At 65.6% G+C, this 15,717-nt stretch carries 12 protein-coding genes and 1 pseudogene; 6 read left to right on the forward strand and 7 right to left on the reverse strand.

Annotation, left to right across the window (positions count from 1 at the left end):
* The first annotated feature begins 1 nt into the window (after position 1).
* Both B9A95_RS03640 and B9A95_RS03650 read left to right on the forward strand, forming a co-directional pair.
* Positions 2–436, forward strand: a complete 435-nt coding sequence (locus B9A95_RS03640) for a hypothetical protein (protein WP_084045591.1) — start codon at positions 2–4, stop codon at positions 434–436.
* The gene (locus tag B9A95_RS03650; protein WP_139806439.1) at positions 433–1,716 is read left to right on the forward strand and encodes a lipopolysaccharide biosynthesis protein; all 1,284 of its coding nucleotides are present in this window, start codon (positions 433–435) and stop codon (positions 1,714–1,716) included. Before B9A95_RS03640 ends, B9A95_RS03650 begins: the two co-directional genes overlap by 4 nt.
* 7 nt (positions 1,717–1,723) lie before the next feature.
* Here the strand turns inward: B9A95_RS03650 and B9A95_RS03655 are convergent.
* Positions 1,724–1,888, reverse strand: a pseudogene (locus B9A95_RS03655) (twin-arginine translocase TatA/TatE family subunit); the annotation flags it as partial.
* A 757-nt stretch (positions 1,889–2,645) separates the two neighbouring features.
* Here B9A95_RS03655 and B9A95_RS03660 point away from each other — a divergent pair.
* The 3 genes from B9A95_RS03660 to B9A95_RS03670 all read left to right on the forward strand — a co-directional run bounded on the left by B9A95_RS03660 (position 2,646) and on the right by B9A95_RS03670 (position 7,499).
* Complete coding sequence (locus B9A95_RS03660; RefSeq protein ID WP_084045595.1) at positions 2,646–3,950, forward strand: glycosyl hydrolase; 1,305 nt, start codon at positions 2,646–2,648, stop codon at positions 3,948–3,950.
* A gap of 188 nt (positions 3,951–4,138) precedes the next feature.
* Positions 4,139–5,416: a family 16 glycosylhydrolase gene (locus tag B9A95_RS03665; RefSeq protein ID WP_084045596.1), complete on the forward strand. Its 1,278-nt coding sequence runs from the start codon at positions 4,139–4,141 to the stop codon at positions 5,414–5,416.
* 133 nt (positions 5,417–5,549) lie between these two features.
* Positions 5,550–7,499: an adenylyl cyclase gene (locus B9A95_RS03670; protein ID WP_084045597.1), complete on the forward strand. Its 1,950-nt coding sequence runs from the start codon at positions 5,550–5,552 to the stop codon at positions 7,497–7,499.
* Between the two features lie 253 nt (positions 7,500–7,752).
* On the opposite strand, the gene B9A95_RS03675 is transcribed toward B9A95_RS03670, so the two are convergent.
* The 6 genes from B9A95_RS03675 to B9A95_RS03700 all read right to left on the reverse strand — a co-directional run bounded on the left by B9A95_RS03675 (position 7,753) and on the right by B9A95_RS03700 (position 14,225).
* Positions 7,753–9,255 (reverse strand): mannitol dehydrogenase family protein, encoded by a 1,503-nt coding sequence (locus tag B9A95_RS03675; protein WP_084045804.1) that lies wholly within the window; start codon positions 9,253–9,255, stop codon positions 7,753–7,755.
* A gap of 106 nt (positions 9,256–9,361) precedes the next feature.
* Positions 9,362–10,021, reverse strand: a complete 660-nt coding sequence (locus B9A95_RS03680) for a nucleoside/nucleotide kinase family protein (protein WP_212648239.1) — start codon at positions 10,019–10,021, stop codon at positions 9,362–9,364.
* Positions 10,018–10,875: a carbohydrate ABC transporter permease gene (locus B9A95_RS03685; protein ID WP_084045598.1), complete on the reverse strand. Its 858-nt coding sequence runs from the start codon at positions 10,873–10,875 to the stop codon at positions 10,018–10,020. The genes B9A95_RS03680 and B9A95_RS03685 overlap by 4 nt, the downstream gene beginning before the upstream one ends.
* Before the next feature lies 1 nt (position 10,876).
* A complete protein-coding gene (locus B9A95_RS03690) occupies positions 10,877–11,803 on the reverse strand; it encodes a carbohydrate ABC transporter permease (protein WP_084045599.1) in 927 nt (308 codons plus the stop codon).
* Positions 11,804–11,941: 138 nt separating this feature from the next.
* Positions 11,942–12,727, reverse strand: coding sequence for a substrate-binding periplasmic protein (locus tag B9A95_RS03695; RefSeq protein WP_170928407.1), 786 nt, complete (start codon positions 12,725–12,727; stop codon positions 11,942–11,944).
* 169 nt (positions 12,728–12,896) lie between these two features.
* Positions 12,897–14,225, reverse strand: a complete 1,329-nt coding sequence (locus B9A95_RS03700) for an ABC transporter substrate-binding protein (RefSeq protein WP_084045601.1) — start codon at positions 14,223–14,225, stop codon at positions 12,897–12,899.
* Between the two features lie 255 nt (positions 14,226–14,480).
* Between B9A95_RS03700 and B9A95_RS03705 the strand changes: the two genes are divergently transcribed.
* A complete protein-coding gene (locus B9A95_RS03705; protein ID WP_084045806.1) occupies positions 14,481–15,518 on the forward strand; it encodes a LacI family DNA-binding transcriptional regulator in 1,038 nt (345 codons plus the stop codon).
* Positions 15,519–15,717 lie beyond the last annotated feature (199 nt).

The raw sequence follows: 15,717 nt of genomic DNA on the forward strand, positions 1-15,717 counted from the left end.
CGTGACGGACCTGTCCCAGACCCTGCGGCTGCTGCTCGGCGGCGTCCTGCTGCTGCTCGCGGTGGTGCCCGGCGTGCTGCCCAGCGTTCAGCTGCTCTCGGGCCTGGCGCTGTGCCTGACGGTGCCCGGCGTGATTTTGATGCCTGGAGCGATGCGCCGTGAGCCCGTCTCCTACTGGACGCTGGTCCTGACGAGCAGCCTGCTCGTCACCTTCACCGCGGCGCTCGCCCTGCTCTACCTCCAGGCCCTGACCCGACTCGGACTGTTGCTGCTCGTGGCCTGGCTGACCGGGGTGGGCTGGGCGGTGGCCCGCCTGAGTACCCGAACCCGCCCGCCAGCCGCACCGCCCCCGGCAACCCTGCCCGCGGACGCTGCCTCCGGAGACCGGGTGGAGGGGCAGCCCGAAACTGTTTCTCCTCTGCCGGAGAGGGGGTGATCCCCTCCCCGGCCCGTCCTGCCGCCGCCCGCGCCCTGATCGGCAATGCGGTGTCGTTGGTGGGCACAAGCGCCGTGACCTCGGGCCTGGGCTTCGCGTTCTGGTGGGTGGCGGCGCGGCAGCTTTCCCCGGAGGCGCTGGGGGCGGGCACAGCCGCCGTCTCGGCCATGACGCTGGTGGGCACAGCGGGCATGTTGGGCCTGGGAACGCTGCTGATCAGCGAATTGCCCCGGGCGGGGGACCGCGCCCCGGGTCTGATGGCCGCGAGCCTGGGGGCCACGGCACTGGCGTGCGCGGCGCTGGCGGGCGTGGCAGGTGCGGCGCTGCCCTGGGTGATGCCCGGTTTCGCCTGGATCACCGCCGGGCCCGGGGCTTTCCTGCTGTTTGTGCTGGGCGTGGTCCTCACCGGCGTGACGCTGGTGTTCGATCAGGCGATCATCGGGCGGCTGCGCGGTGACCTGCAGTTGTGGCGCAACCTGCTCTCTGCGGTGATCAAAATCGCTGCGCTCCTCGTCCTGACGCGCGGGCGGCCCGACGCGCCGAGCGTGTATGCCGCGTGGCTGGTCGGCAACCTGCTCTCGCTGGGGGGGGTGGCGTGGCGGGCGCGGGGCATGGCCGAGCCGCTGCTCTCGCCGTCTTCGCCGGGCACCCTGCGTGGCCTGCTGCCTCCGGCGCTGCGGCACCACACCCTCAACCTCGCCCTGCAGGCCCCCAGCCTGCTGCTGCCCGTGCTCGTGGCAAGCCAGGTGACGCCGGGAGCCAACGCTCAGTTCTACCTGGCCTGGATGATCGCCGGCTTCCTGGGCATGATTCCCTACTCGCTGTCCACCGTGCTGCCCGCCGTCAGCGGCTCCGAGGGTGAGGCGGCGGACAACGCAGGCCAGGTACGGGTGCGGCAGTCGCTGCGGTGGTCGCTGTGGGGCTGCGCCGCCGGGGCCCTCGCCACGCTGCTGCTGGCCCCTTTTCTGCTGGGCCTTTTCGGTCCGGCCTATACCGGGGAGGCGGTGCCCACCCTGCGGGTACTGGCGCTGACCGCCTTTCCCGTGATCATCAAGGCGCATTTCACCGCGCTGGGGCGGCTGCGCGGTGACCTGCTGCGCGTCTCGGTGGTCGTGGCTCTGGGAGGCGTGCTGGAACTGCTGGGCATCCTGCTCGGCGCGCGGTTCGGCGGTCTGATCGGCATCGCCCTGGGCCTGCTCGCCGCCTACGTGCTGGAAGCCCTCTGGATGCTGCGGCCTGTGCTGCGCGGTGCTGGCTGGTTCTGGCCTGCCTCCAGCTGAAGGCCCGTTAACGACAGAAAAAGCCGCCCGTTTCCTGAGGCTGGGAAGCGGGGTCCAGGTCCTGCCGGAGTTCGGGCGTTCCAGCCTGGAATTCACGTAAGTCCTGGTCCGGTTCGGGCAGCTTGCGGGGACCGAAGGCGAGCAGGGCAACCACGAGGACGGCGATGCTTTCCGTCCATGGGGCCGAAGTTCATGGGAGCTCCTGAGCGGGTCCATCCCTGGCCGGGCGAACGTGTTCACGTGGCCACCCAGGCCAGGGGCGTTGAAGTCGTCGTGATCGTCGGCTGGGGAAGGCCGGACGCTGCGGTTGGGTTCGTCAGGGCAAAGGCCTCCTGAGGCACAGCCCAGCGCGCCCCCCGGCGTCTCCACGCGCTTCCGCCCGTGAGGATAGAAAACGTCGTGTTCCGAATCTTCTTACGCCCCCGTCCGGATGTTCGGGAAGCGGGGTACGCAGCCCTCGCCTGCTCAGGTCTCACTGCGCTGTTCTCTCTGCGTTACAGCAGTCCACAGCTTGCATCCCTGGGATTGTACCGCTATATTTGCCCGGCACCATCTTCAATACCGCTTCCTGCTCCTGCCGCCTTGCCCCACTTTGGAGGTGTTAACGGCCACGTGAGGCCCCTGGCCTTGATGTGCCCGGCACTGCTCTAAAATTATAGCGCTATATTCCACGCTCCGATTCGGAAGTGGGCCATGGGGACGGTCCGCTGTCTCTCGCCGCCCGTGGGCGAACGCTCCACTCTATTCGGCAACTTCCCTTTCTCTCTTTGAAAGAGCCCCTAGAGCATTTGTCAAAAAGATAACTTCTTTTTGATCGAACAGAACGAGCTTGAATGCGCGTTGGGGAGAATGGATCTGTGAGGGGTGCCCTTCCTCGCCTGCGCAGCGCAATTCAGACAAATGCTCTAAAGAAAGCGTGAGGTGGAGGTATGAACCGTAGACAACCGGCGTTGTTGTTGGCAGGACTCCTGGGCCTGCTGTCCGCGTGTGGTGAAAATGCGGCGGTCGACCGTACGGGGCGCCTGCCCGGACTGCAGCCCCAGGCCACTGGTCCCAAGAGTGCCAAGCGCGGCATCGCTTACGACCTGAGTACGGCGGCGGACCTCGCGGCCCTGGCCCCGGGAGTGAGCTGGTGGTACAACTGGGGGTCCTCGCCCAATGCGGGCGCGCCGCAAGACGCCGGGTCCACCTACGGCATGGACTTCGTGCCGATGCTGTGGAATGGCAATTTCGACGTGGCGGCCGTGGAGGCGAAGATCAGGGGCAACCCGGCGGCCCGGTACCTGCTGGTGCTCAACGAACCCAACCTCACGGATCAGGCCAACCTGACGCCCACCCAGGCCGCCGATCTGTGGCCCAGGTACGAGCAGGTGGCGGCCGACACCGGTGTGAAGCTCGTCGGCCCGGCGATGAACTGGGGCACCATGCCCGGCTACAGCGATCCGGTGGTGTGGCTGGACGCCTTTTACTCGGCCTACCGCGCCCGCAACGGGAACCGGGACCCACGCATCGACTACCTCGCCTTTCACTGGTACGACTACGGCTTGGCGAGTCAGCTCGACCGGTTGAAGAAGTACGGCAAACCCTTCTGGGTGACCGAGTTCTCCAACTGGCACAGCGGCAGCGACGGCGCGCAGATTGATACACTCGCCAAGCAAAAGGCGCAGATGGCCGATATGGTCGCAACGCTGGAGTCGCGCAGCGACGTGTTCCGGTATGCCTGGTTCACAGGGCGCTGGAACAGCGACGCGCACTTTATCAGCCTGCTGGGAGCCAACGGGCAGCTCACGGAGCTGGGGAAGTATTACCTCTCGCTGCCGTACAGCAGCGCCACGGGGTGCGGCACCGTGAACGTCGCTCAGAACAAGGCGGCGACCGCTTCTTCCGTCGAGAACGCGGCCACCTCCGCCACGGCCGCCACCGACGGCAACGCCTCGACCCGCTGGTCGAGCACCTTCAGCGATCCCCAGTGGGTGCAGGTCGACCTGGGGAGCGCGCAGAGCATCTGTCAGGTGACGTTGCAGTGGGAAGCGGCGTCCGCCAAAGCCTTCCAGATTCAGGTCTCGAACGACGCGCGGACGTGGACCACCGCCTACAGCACGGCGAGCGGCACGGGCGGCACCCAGACGGTCAATCTGGACCAGACCGGGCGGTACGTAAGGATGTACGGGACTCAGCGCAACACCGGCTACGGCTACTCGCTGTACGAGTTGCAGGTGCGGACGCGCCCCTGAACACCGTGAAGGGAACCTTTGGCTTAAACAAACCCAAACTGTTGTAAACGTTTTCAGATCCTGCTAAAGTTTTTGACATCAATCTTTCTTCAGTTTGGGGTGTCCAGCCTGGGACGCCCTCGGCCTCCGTCCGGTCCTGCCACTCCGGAGGCTATCCCCGAACCGTCCCTGCCGCCGGAGGTGTTGCTATGTCGTTTCCCCGTTCACTCCTCGCCGTGTCTCTCGTGCTTACGCTCGCCTCCTGCGGGCAGTCCTCCACACCGGGGGGTGCCCCGGGCCAGGTGGGCCCGGAAACGGCCCAGGGCTCCACCCTGCATGCCCAGGCCACGCCAGTCTGGACCCAGGTTTACAGCGACGAATTCAACGGTACGGCGCTGGACACCAGCAAGTGGATCGCGGTCAACGGCGCAGCCAACGTCAACGGCGAACTGGAGTACTACACGCCGGAAGACGTGTACCTGCAAAACGGCACTCTGGTGCTGCGGACCCAGAAACGCTCCTTCGGGGGCCGCGGCTATTCCTCCGGTGAGGTGCGCAGCGGCAACAACGTGACCGTGACGCGGGGCAGCGCGGTCGAGTGGCGGACCAAGGTGCCCAAGGGCAAGGGAATCTGGCCCGCCAACTGGCTGGTCAGCACGGGGTGCGACGGCATCAACGGCTGCGGCTCGGCGTGGCCGCCGGAAATCGACGTGATGGAACTGCGCGGCTCGCAGCCCACCATCAACAACATGACCCACTGGTGGGGCACCTACCCCAACCAGAATTACCAGACCACCCAGTACGCGGGGCCGGACTTCAGCCAGGATTTCCACACGTACCGGGTGGAATGGCTCGCTGACCGGATCACCTTCTATATCGACGGCGTGCAGCGGGCCCAGCACACGGCCAACATCACCACCGGGACCATGCAGCTCGTCATGAACACGGCCGTTGGGGGCATGTTCGATGGGAACCCGGACGCCTCCACCACCTTCCCTCAATACCAGCTGGTCGACTACGTGCGGGTCTACCGGGACACCAGCGGTTCTACTGGCGGCACCAACCTGGTGACCAACGGCACCTTCGACGGCGGCCTGAGCGGCTGGGGCGTCTGGTCGCCCAACAACGCCTACCAGAGCACGGTCTTTACTGAGACGTACAACGGGCGCAACGGTGCGCACGCCACCGAGTACAGCGCGTCGCCCTATGAGGTCCACACCTATCAGGTCAAGACTGGCCTCGCCACCGGCAACTACACGCTGCGGGCCTGGGTCCGTTCCACAGGCGGACAGAGCGTTGGCGAGATGCTGGTCAAGAACTTCGGCGGTACGCAGCGGTCACTCGATATTCGCGGCTACACGAACTGGACCCAGGTCAGCATCCCCAACGTCTACGTCACCAACGGACAGGCCGAAATCGGTTTCCATACCACCGCCGGGGCTTACCAGTACCTGTACTTCGACGACGTCGAGTTCTTCAAGCAGTAAGGGCTCCACCTCTGGGGCTTCTCCCTCTTCATGAAAGTTTGCCAAATGCCAGCCTCTTGAAAACGCTTTCGCTGCCCTGTCCTCTTCACAACCTTTCTCCATTCACGCTCCTTCCCACTCCAAAAGGTGCTTCATGACAAACGCGTTCCACACCGCCCGTTCCTCCCGCGCCTCCACTTCCCCCATCCGGGCTGGAGCACTCCTGGCCCTTACCCTGCTGCTGGGAGCCTGCGGGCAGTCCGCGGTACCAGGCAGCTCCCAGAGCGCTTCAGCCCAGGGCGCTGGGGGCACAGCCACGTCAGCCAGCACAGCGCTGACTTCGCTTGCCATGCCGGGTGATTCCCTCGGACCTCAGGTCACGGTCTTCGACCCGAGCATGCCGGTGGGCCAGATTCAGGCGACGCTCGACGCGGTGTACGCCAAACAGGTGGACAACGAGATGGGCAGCGAGCGGTACGCCTTCTTCTTCAAGCCGGGCACCTACGGCACGGCCAGCCAGCCCCTCCAGGTCAAGGTGGGGTACTACACCGAGATCGCGGGGCTCGGCGCGTCGCCTTCCGACGTGACGATCAACGGCAAGGTGGAGGTCTACAACCGTTGCCTGGAGGGCGGCGGCACCAGCAACTGCCTCGCGCTCGTCAACTTCTGGCGCACGGTGTCCAACCTGACGGTCAACGTCAACGGTGCGGGTCAGGACGGCTGCCGGGGCTCGGCGAACTTCTGGGCCGTGTCTCAGGCCGCCTCGCTGCGCCGGGTGGACATCCGGGGCGGTAACCTGTCACTGATGGACTACTGCACGGCGGGCCCCCAGTATGCCAGCGGCGGCTACCTGGCCGACAGCAAGGCGGGGTTCGTGATCAACGGCTCGCAGCAGCAGTGGTACACCCGCAACAGCAACCTCGGCGGCTGGTCCAATGGGGTGTGGAACCAGGTGTTCTCCGGCGTGATCGGCGCGCCTTCCGAGGCCAAATTCCCCGACGAGCCCTACACCACGCTGGACCAGACCCCCGTCAGCCGGGAAAAGCCGTATGTGTTCGTCGACGCTCAGGGCCGCTACAACGTCCGCGTTCCTGCGGCGCAGACCAACAGCCGCGGGACCTCGTGGGAAGCGGGACTGACGCCGGGGCGTACCGTGCCGCTGAGCGACTTCTTCGTGGCGCGGCCGTCCGATTCCGTACAGACCATCAACAACCAGCTGTCCCGCGGCAAGAACCTGCTGCTGACTCCAGGCATCTACAACGTCGATCAGAGCATTGCGGTCAAGCGCGCCGACACGGTGGTGCTGGGCCTGGGGCACGCCACACTGACGGCAGTGGGCGGGGCGACGCCCCTCAAGGTGGCCGACGTGCCCGGCGTGGTCATTGCCGGCGTGACCATCGACGCGGGGGCGGCCCTGTCGCCCACGCTGCTGCAGGTGGGGACCAAGAACGGCAACAACGCGCCGAAAAAGCACGATCCCTCCAACCCCACCACGCTCAACGACGTGTACTTCCGCGTCGGCGGCCCCCACATCGGCAAGGCGGACATCAGCCTGGAGGTCAACAGCGACAACGTGCTGATCGACCACACCTGGGTCTGGCGCGCCGACCACGGCGTCGAGGGCTTTTCCGGCGATACCCAGCGCTGGAACACCAACATCGGCCGCAACGGCGTGGTGATCAACGGTGACAACGTCACTGCGACGGGTCTGTTCGTCGAACACTTCCAGCAGTACAACACCGTCTGGAACGGCGAGAATGGGACCACGGTCTTGTACCAGAACGAGCTGCCCTACGATCCGCCCACGCAGGCCGACTGGGGCCACGACGGCACGCTGGGCTGGGCGGCGTACAAGGTGGGGGGCAACGTCAAGGCGCACCGCCTCTTTGGTGGCGGAGCCTACGTCTTCAACCAGAACAACCCAGCCATCCACACTGAGAACGGCTTTGAGGTCCCCGTCACGCCCGGCGTCAAACTTCACCATGTCCTGACCGTGAACCTGAGTGCGGGCACGATCAACCATGTGGTCAACGGAGTAGGTGGTCCCGCCGATACGTCCAGGGTCGGGCAGCCCGTGTACGTGAAGGACTACGCGACACCGTAATTCCGCCAGCAGATGTGCCACCGGGAAGCCAGGCTGCGTTCCCGGTGGCGCTTTTTTGTGGCCCTGCCAGTAGAAGTGCCCCGGCAGAAACAGGGGCACTTCTCAACGGTCCACATCGGTCACCGCGTTCATGCTTGCCCCCGTTCCGGGTCAGGAAAGGAGAAGGTGCCCGCGTGCCGCCGACCGCAGGCGCCGCGTGAATAAAGCGTCCAGATTCACCTGCAACGCGGGGGGTCCGGGCACGGGACGCCGGTTATGCCCCGTTCTGTGCCGGCGCAGCCGCATCGCCTTTCGTCAATAGGGCCTCAAGGGCGCCGCGCGGCCCCAGCTGCCGCAGCCCTTCCCGCGCGGCCCGGTACTCGGCCTGAAAGCGTTCATTGGTGCCCAGGTCCCCGAAGACCTCGCTCACCTCCAAAAAGGCTCCCGGCTGTTGTGCGTCGCGTGCCGCTGTCGCCACGAGCAGGGGCGCGCGAACGTCCGGGACCGCTTGCTCCCCCGTACCGTTCTCCTCCAGATAAACGCTCCACGACGCCAATACCAGCGCCGCGTACCGGACCTCGCCCCCCGTGCGCAGTTGCTCGCGCACAACCGGCAGGAGGAATTTGGGCATGCGCTCGGAGCTGTCGACAATCAGCCGGGTAAGGGTATCCCGAATGGCGGGGCTGGCGAAGCGCTCGATCAGTTGGTGCCCATAGGCCCCCAGGTCGATCCCGGGCACCGGGGGCAGGGTGGGTGTGGCTTCGCGCGCCATGTAGCCCAGCAGGAAGTCCACGAACAGGGGGTCTTGACAGACCTCGTGGACGTACCCGTATCCCGCCATCAACCCCAGGTAGCTCATGGCCTGGTGTGAGGCGTTGAGCAGCCGCAGCTTCATCAGTTCGTAGGGCTCCACGTCCTCCACCACCTGCACGCCCACGGTCTCCAGTGGGGGACGTCCCAGCGTGAAGCGGTCTTCCAGCACCCACTGGGTAAAGGTCTCGGCCACCACCGGCCAGGCGTCTTCCAAGCCGTAGCGGGCGCCAATCTCCCGCCGGTCCTGGTCCGTGGTCACGGGGGTGATGCGGTCCACCATTGAGTTGGGAAAGGCCACCTGCTGCGCAATCCACTCGCCCAGTTCCGGGTCCTTCAGATGGGCGAAGGCGGTCAGGGCATGGCGGGTCACGTGTCCGTTGCCCGGCATGTTGTCGCACGAGAGCACCGTAAAGGGCTCGAGGCCCCGCTCCCGGCGGCGGCGCAGCCCCTCGGTGATGAAGCCGAAGACTGTTCTCGGCACCGCCCCCGCTGCCAGATCATGCTGGAGATCCGCCCCGGAAGGATCGAACTCCCCCGTTGCATTGTTGACGCTGTAGCCGCCTTCGGTCACCGTCAGGGACACGATGCGGGTGGTGGGCGCAGCCAGCCTCTCGATCACCGCTTCGGGGGCGTCAGGGGCAAACAGGAATTCCACGATGGCTCCGATCACCCGCGCTTCCTCGCGCCCGTCGGGCGCTTTGGTCAGCAGGGTGTAGAGGTGATCTTGGGCAGTGAGCACGCCGCGCATGGCCGCGTCTGAGGGCAGCACGCCCACTCCACAAATGCCCCACTCGCGGTGCTCCCCCATATTCAGGAGGCGGTCCATATACATGGCCTCGTGAGAGCGGTGAAAGCCGCCCACGCCAAAATGCACGATGCCGGGCGTGAGGGTACGTGGATTGTAGAGGGGGACCTGAACTTCAGTTGGGAGGGCAGCGAGGGCGGAGGCACTCAGTTTGACCATGGGGAGAACTCCAAAAAGCTTTTCCGTCAGGAAGCGGGGAAACGGGAGGGAAGGGGTGACGGCGGGCGCGCGGACCACTGGCCTCGCCCGGGGTGTGAATGGGGCCTCAGTCCACGAGTTCCACAATCAGGTCCGCGCGGGCACGGGTGGCGTCGATCAAGGCGGCGTTGCGCCCGTCCACCCGCTCGGCCCACCGCCGCGCCTCGTCGGGGGCCTTGCCGAACGCCTCGTGCCGGGCGACGAGCCTTTGCAGGCGCACGTCTTCACCGAGTTCCAGAAACCAGACGGCGTCCAGTTGCCCCCGGACCTCACGCCAGGGACCCTCGTCCAGGAGCAGGTAATTGCCCTCAGTCAGGATCAGGGGCGTGCCGGGCAGGACGGGTACTGCGCTGCCGATGGACTCTTCGAGCTCCCGGCTGAAGAGGGGAGCATAGACGGTCTGATCTGCCTGGGACCGGAGTCGCCCCAGCAGCGCCGCGTACCCGCCCGCGTCGAAGGTGTCTGGCGCGCCCTTGCGGTCCCGGCGGCCCAAGCGCTCCAGCTCGGCATTGGCGAGGTGAAAGCCGTCCATTCCCACCAGGGCGGCCTCTTTTCCGAGGATCCCGGTAAGCGCTTCACAAAGGGTGGACTTCCCGACTCCAGGGGCGCCCGTGACGCCCAGGACCCGCCGCTCCCCCGGAACGATGGTCTGATGGGCGAGGGCCACGAGGTCCGCCAGCGTCGCCCGTACGGCCGCAGGGCCGGCAGTGGAGGCCAGCGGGCTCACTTCACGGCTCCGAAGCTGAGGCCGCGCACGAGTTGACGCTGGGCGATCCAGCCGAAGACGAGGACGGGCAGGACAACCAGAGTGGCGGCAGCGCTGAGTTGGGCCCAGAACAGGCCCTGGCTGGTCTTGAACTGTCCGATAAACACGCTCAGGGGAGCCGCCTGCGCGTTGGTGAGGTTCAGGGCGAAGAACACCTCGTTCCACGCAAAGATCAGGCACAGCAGCGCGGTGGCGAAGACGCCGGGCATGGAGAGCGGCAGCGCGATATTGAAAAACTCACGTGCCACGGACGCGCCGTCCACCTTGGCCGCCTCGTAGATGGCGTGGGGAATCTCGGTCATGTAGGAGTGCATCATCCAGACCACCAGCGGCAGGTTCATGGTGGTGTACATCAGGATCAGGCCCGGCAGCGTGTCAAGCAGGTGCAGGTCGCGGTAGATCAGGAACAGCGGCACGATCACGCCCACGGCGGGCATGAACTTGGTGCTGAGCATCCAGCTCAGCACGCCCTGTGCGCGCCGGGTGGGGTACACCGCCAGCGCGAAGGCGGCGGGCAGCCCCAGCACGAACGCCAGCAGGGTCGAGCCCAGCGCGGCGGCGAGGCTGTTGCGCAGCGCCGGGAAGTAGCCGCCCAGCGCCTTCTCGAAGTTCTCCAACGTCGGGGTGAAGAGGAAGACGGGTGGGGTGGCAAACGCCTGCGCCTCGGTCTTGAAGGCCGCCAGGATCATCCAGATCAGCGGAAACAGGAAGGCGAGCGCGATCAGGTAGGTCAGCAGGGTCAGGACCCCGTTGCGAGCGCGCAGGCGGGACCCCTGCGCGCGGGCCTGGTTCTGGGAACTGGAAAGTGTGGTCACGTCATTCTCCCCGACTGGAGCGGCTGCGGCTGATAAAACGCAGCAGGTACACGGCCAGAATATTGGTGAGCACCACCGTGATCACACCCGCGGCGCTCGCCAGGCCGATGTTGTACTCGGCAAAGGCCTTCTGGTAGATGAAGTACGGCAAGTTGGTGGTGGCGATGCCGGGGCCGCCCGAGGTGGAACCGTAGATCTCACCGTAGACCTGCAGCAGCGCGATGGTTTCCATCAGCACCACCACCTGGATGGCCTGGGACCAGTGGGGCAGCACGATGTGCCGGAACTCCTGCATCACGGAGGCGCCGTCGAGGCGAGCGGCTTCGAGCTGGTCATCCGGCAGGCTCTGCAGGCCGGTCAGCAGGATCAGCATGGCGAAGGGCATCCACTCCCAGGTGACCATGGCGATCACGCTGCCCATCGGGTGCTGCGCCAGAAAGTCGATGGGTTGCAGGCCCAGCTTCAGCATTCCCCAGGAGAAGAAGCCCGATACCGGGTTGAGCAGCATGTTCTTCCAGACCACCGCCGTGACGATGGGCATGACCAGAAACGAGCTGATCATCAGGGTGCGCAGCAGGGCGCGGCCGGGAAACTCGCGGTTGAGCAGCAGCGCCATCGCCCCGCCGATCAGCAGGGTCAGCAGGAGGGTGCCCACCGCCAGCCCGAGCGTGTTGAGCACGATGTGGAAGTTCTCGGGGTTGGTCAGGAGGTTGGCGTAGTTCTCCAGCCCGATGAAGGGGCGGGAGGAAGGATCCACCAGGTTGTAGCGGAAAAACGAGTAGTACACCGTCATGAAAAACGGCACCTGCGTGGTCAGGATCAGGTACAGCATCGCGGGCCAGATCAGGGCGGCGGGGCTCAGCCGCAACCCACGCTTCTGCGCGGGAGGCACCTGGGCGGCCGTCAGGGGTGCGGGGGCTATCGTCATGGATACACCTTCGCTGGGAGAGAGGCCGGCAGGCGTGTTGGGACGGGAGGAATGGGGCCCGGGGGGGCTTGACCCTCTCCCCCGGAGGGACTGGCAAGGCTGCGAAGCAAGGAGGGGAAAACCTGTGGGTCAGCCGTCCTACCCCGCGCACCGCACGTCTTGCGTAAAGTACTTCTTGCTCAGCTTTGCGTAGTTGCCGCTGGCCTGAACCTTCTGAAGGGCCGCACCGACAGCTGCCCCAACCTGCTTATCGGAACCCACCTTCACGACCAGCGCCACGGGCTGGCTCCACAGCAGGGGACTCACCTGTAGTTTTTCGGGACCGAGGCGCGTGTACATCTTCAGTGCATCAAAGCGGTCCAGCAGCAGCACGTCCGCCGAACCGCCCAGAAAGGCCAGCAGCGCCTTATCGGCGTTCTCAAAGGCGACGACGGTTTTGGGAAAGGGCAGATTGCGAACATAGTTGAAGTAGGGATGGTCCGTCGCCATCGCAATTTTCGCGCTCCTCAGGTCCGCCTCGGTTTTCGGTCCACCGGGCCGGGCGAACATCACGCCGCCGGTGCAGACCACCGGAGCGAGTTGTTCGGCATCGGCGAGGATCTGCGGGAGCTTGACGTCAAAGGCCGCGTCGAGGGTTCCAGCGCTGAGCTCCCGCAGCAGGGCTTCTTGGGAGCTCAGCTTGCGCCAGGTGACGTTCTTGACTTTCAGCTCCCGCGCGACCAAGGCCAGCACCTCGGGAGCAAATCCGGTGACCTGACCCCCGCCCTGCTGCACCAGTCCCGGCGTATCGGTGAAGTAACCCACCCGCAGCGTTCCCCCTTGAAGCTGGCTCAGGCCGACGGCTCCCGCCGCTGGCGTGACGAGGAATGCCAGGAAGGGCAGGGAGGCGAGCAGCGACGTGCGGAAACGGTGTGAAATTCGCATAACCTGGTCTCCCTGGACGCCGGCCTCCCTTGGGGGGTTGCTGATCCTCTTCCCGTGGGACCCGTGAAGCCCCGGACCGGTACGGCCGCGAAGCGGGGAAAAGAGGGCGCGGCGGAGTGGAGGGGGGACTGGTACAGCCCGCAGGAAGGGGCCTGCAGTCAGTCCACCCTTACTTCTGGTAGCCGCCTTCTTTGGCGGTCTTCTGGGCGGCATCCTGGGCCTGCTTCAGCGCCTGGTCGATGGAGGTCTGGCCGCTGAGCGCGCCGGCGAGATACTGGCCGACCTGGGTGCCGAGCGCCTGGAACTGCGGAATGGCGACGTACTGGATGCCGGTGTAGGGCACGGGGTCCTTGGTGGCCTTCGTGACGTCTGCGGTGTTGATCGCGCTGAGGACCAGCGAGCTGAACGCGCCCGCCGCCTTCTTGTAGTTGGCATTGCTGTACGTGCTGGTGCGGGTGCCGGGAGGCACCGAGGCCCAGGTACCCTTGGTCTTCGCCACCAGGGCGATGTACTCCTGGCTCGTCGCCCACGTCAGGAACTTGAAGGCGGCGTCCTCCTGCCTGGTGCTCTTGGGAATGGCGAGGTTCCAGCTCCAGTACCAGTGGCTGCCGCGCGGTGTGCCAGGACCCACGGGCGCGTTCGCAAAGCCCACGCTGTTGACGATCTTGCTGCTGCTCGGGTCACTCAGAAAGCCGGCGGCCACGGTGGCGTCCACCCACATGCCGCACTTGCCCTGGCTCATCAGGGTGAGGTTTTCGGTAAAGCCGTTGGACGTGGCTCCGGGGGGGCCGTACTTCTTGAGGAGGTTGACGTAGAAGGTCATGGCGTTCTTCCATGCGGGCGAGTTCAGCTGCGCGTTCCAGTTTTGATCGAACCAGCGCCCCCCGAAGGTGTTGACCATGGTGGTGAACAGCGCCGCGTTCTCGCCCCAGCCGGGCAGGCCGCGCAGGCAGATGCCGTACACGCCGCCTGAAGGGTTGTGAATTTTGCTGGCAAACGTCTGCATCTGGTTCCAGGTGGGGCTCTTCGGCATGGTCAGGCCTGCTTTTTTGAACAGGTCCTTGTTGTAGTACGTCATGCTGCTCTCGGCATAGAAGGGCACAGCGTAGAGGCTGCCATTCACGGTGAGGGCCGTACGGACGCCGGGGATGATGTCGTTGACGTTGTAGCTCTTGGCGATGGCCGGGTTCTTGGCAAACAGCGGCGTCAGCGGTTCGAGCCAGCCGTTCTTGGCCCAGATCGGCACCTCGTAGGCCCCAACAGTGGCGAGATCGAAGCTGCCCGCGCCACTGGCCACGTCCAGCGTGATCTTCTGGCGCAGCTCGTTTTCCGGCAGCGTCACCCACTTGACCGTGATGTCCGGGTACTTCTTGTTGAACTCGGGCGTCAGCTTCTGCATCGTCACCATGTCGGGGTTGTTGACCGTGGCGATGGTGATCGTCGACGCAGCCTGGGCAGTGGCGGTCAGGGCGAGGCTGAGGAGCAGGGCACGCTTCATGGGTGTTCCTCCAGAGGCAGGCGAGCCACAGACGTGGCCGCCGGGAATGGGGCGGAGCGGGCGAGGGGCGGCACACGGGGATGCCGGGCCAGGTGGCCGCTCCACCTGGCGAATGGATTGATGGTCTCGTGGCCATTAGTGAATCACAGATTGTGACGGGTGTCTATAGGCATAGAGAAAAGCTCAGAAAGGGAAAAAGGTCACGAGGCCATTGGGCATGGCTTGCGCCCTTTGGAGAGGCGTATGCTGGGAAACGTGTCCACGATTCAAGACGTTGCGCGCCTCGCGGGCGTCTCACCCACTACGGCCAAACGCGCCCTGCGCGAGCCCGACAAGCTGACGCCGGAAACGCTGGCCCGCGTCCGCACCGCCATTGAACAGCTGCACTACGAGACCGATCAGCGCGCCGGCAGCCTGCGCGGGGGCCAGAGCAATACCATTGGCCTCGTCGTGGGGAGCGTGGTGGAAACCTTTTTCGCCCAGTTTGCCCGCACCTGTTCGCGGGTGCTGGCCGGGGAAGGCTACACGCTGATCATCTCCGAAAATGAGTACAGCGCTGCCTACGAACTCACCGAACTGCGTCGGCTGTACGGTCAGCGGGTGGCGGGGATCATTCTGCGGCCTGGCTACGGCCACGAGAGCCGGGAGTATCTGGCGCGTCTCACCGAGCGGGGCGTCAATATCGTCGAATACGATTATCTGCCGCCCCACAGCTCCCACCCCGCTGTGAAGCTGGACAATGTGGGGGCGATGCGGGGGGCTGTGACCCACCTGCATGCCCTGGGGCACCGGCGAATCGCGGCCCTGGGCACCTACGATCCGGTCATCCTTCCCGAGGAACGCAGTCGGGCCTTTCCCGAGATTATGAACGCCCTGGGTCTGGTGGTGCCCTCCGAGTACCGCCGGGTGGCGACGGTCAACGAGGACACCGCCTACGCCCTCACCCACGAGCTGCTCGCCTTGCCCACGCCGCCGACGGCGCTGATTGCCCTGACCGGGACGCAGGCCATCGGGGCCTACCGCGCCATCCGCGAGCGCGGCCTCAGGATTCCGGATGACCTCAGCCTCGTCACCTTCGACAACTACTCCTGGACCGCCCTGGTAGACCCACCCATCACGGTGGTCGAGCAGCCTGTGGAGGCGATGGCGACGGCCACCGCGCAGCGAATGCTCGCGCTTTTGCGCCGGGCCGAGCTGCGGGATGCGGAGGGCAGCCCGACTCCAGAGCCCCCGAGGGTGGAAGTTTTTCCCGCCCGCCTGATCGTGCGGGGCAGCACCGCCGCTCCCCGCTGACGCTTCCGCTGAAGCATTCTCCTTTGCCCTGTCTCCCCCAGGGGTGATGTTTTTTCTGCACTCCCGAAGGGCAATAAAAGAAGCGTTGCTACATCATTCCCTGCGAGGAGTGCGGCCTATACTTCATTCTAGCGGCAGCGCACCCCCCGGTTTTGTGTCTTCAAGGACGAGTTCCTCCTCGTCCTACTCTTTGCCGTGT

Source organism: Deinococcus hopiensis KR-140 (assembly GCF_900176165.1).
Classification (GTDB): Bacteria; Deinococcota; Deinococci; order Deinococcales; family Deinococcaceae; genus Deinococcus; species Deinococcus hopiensis.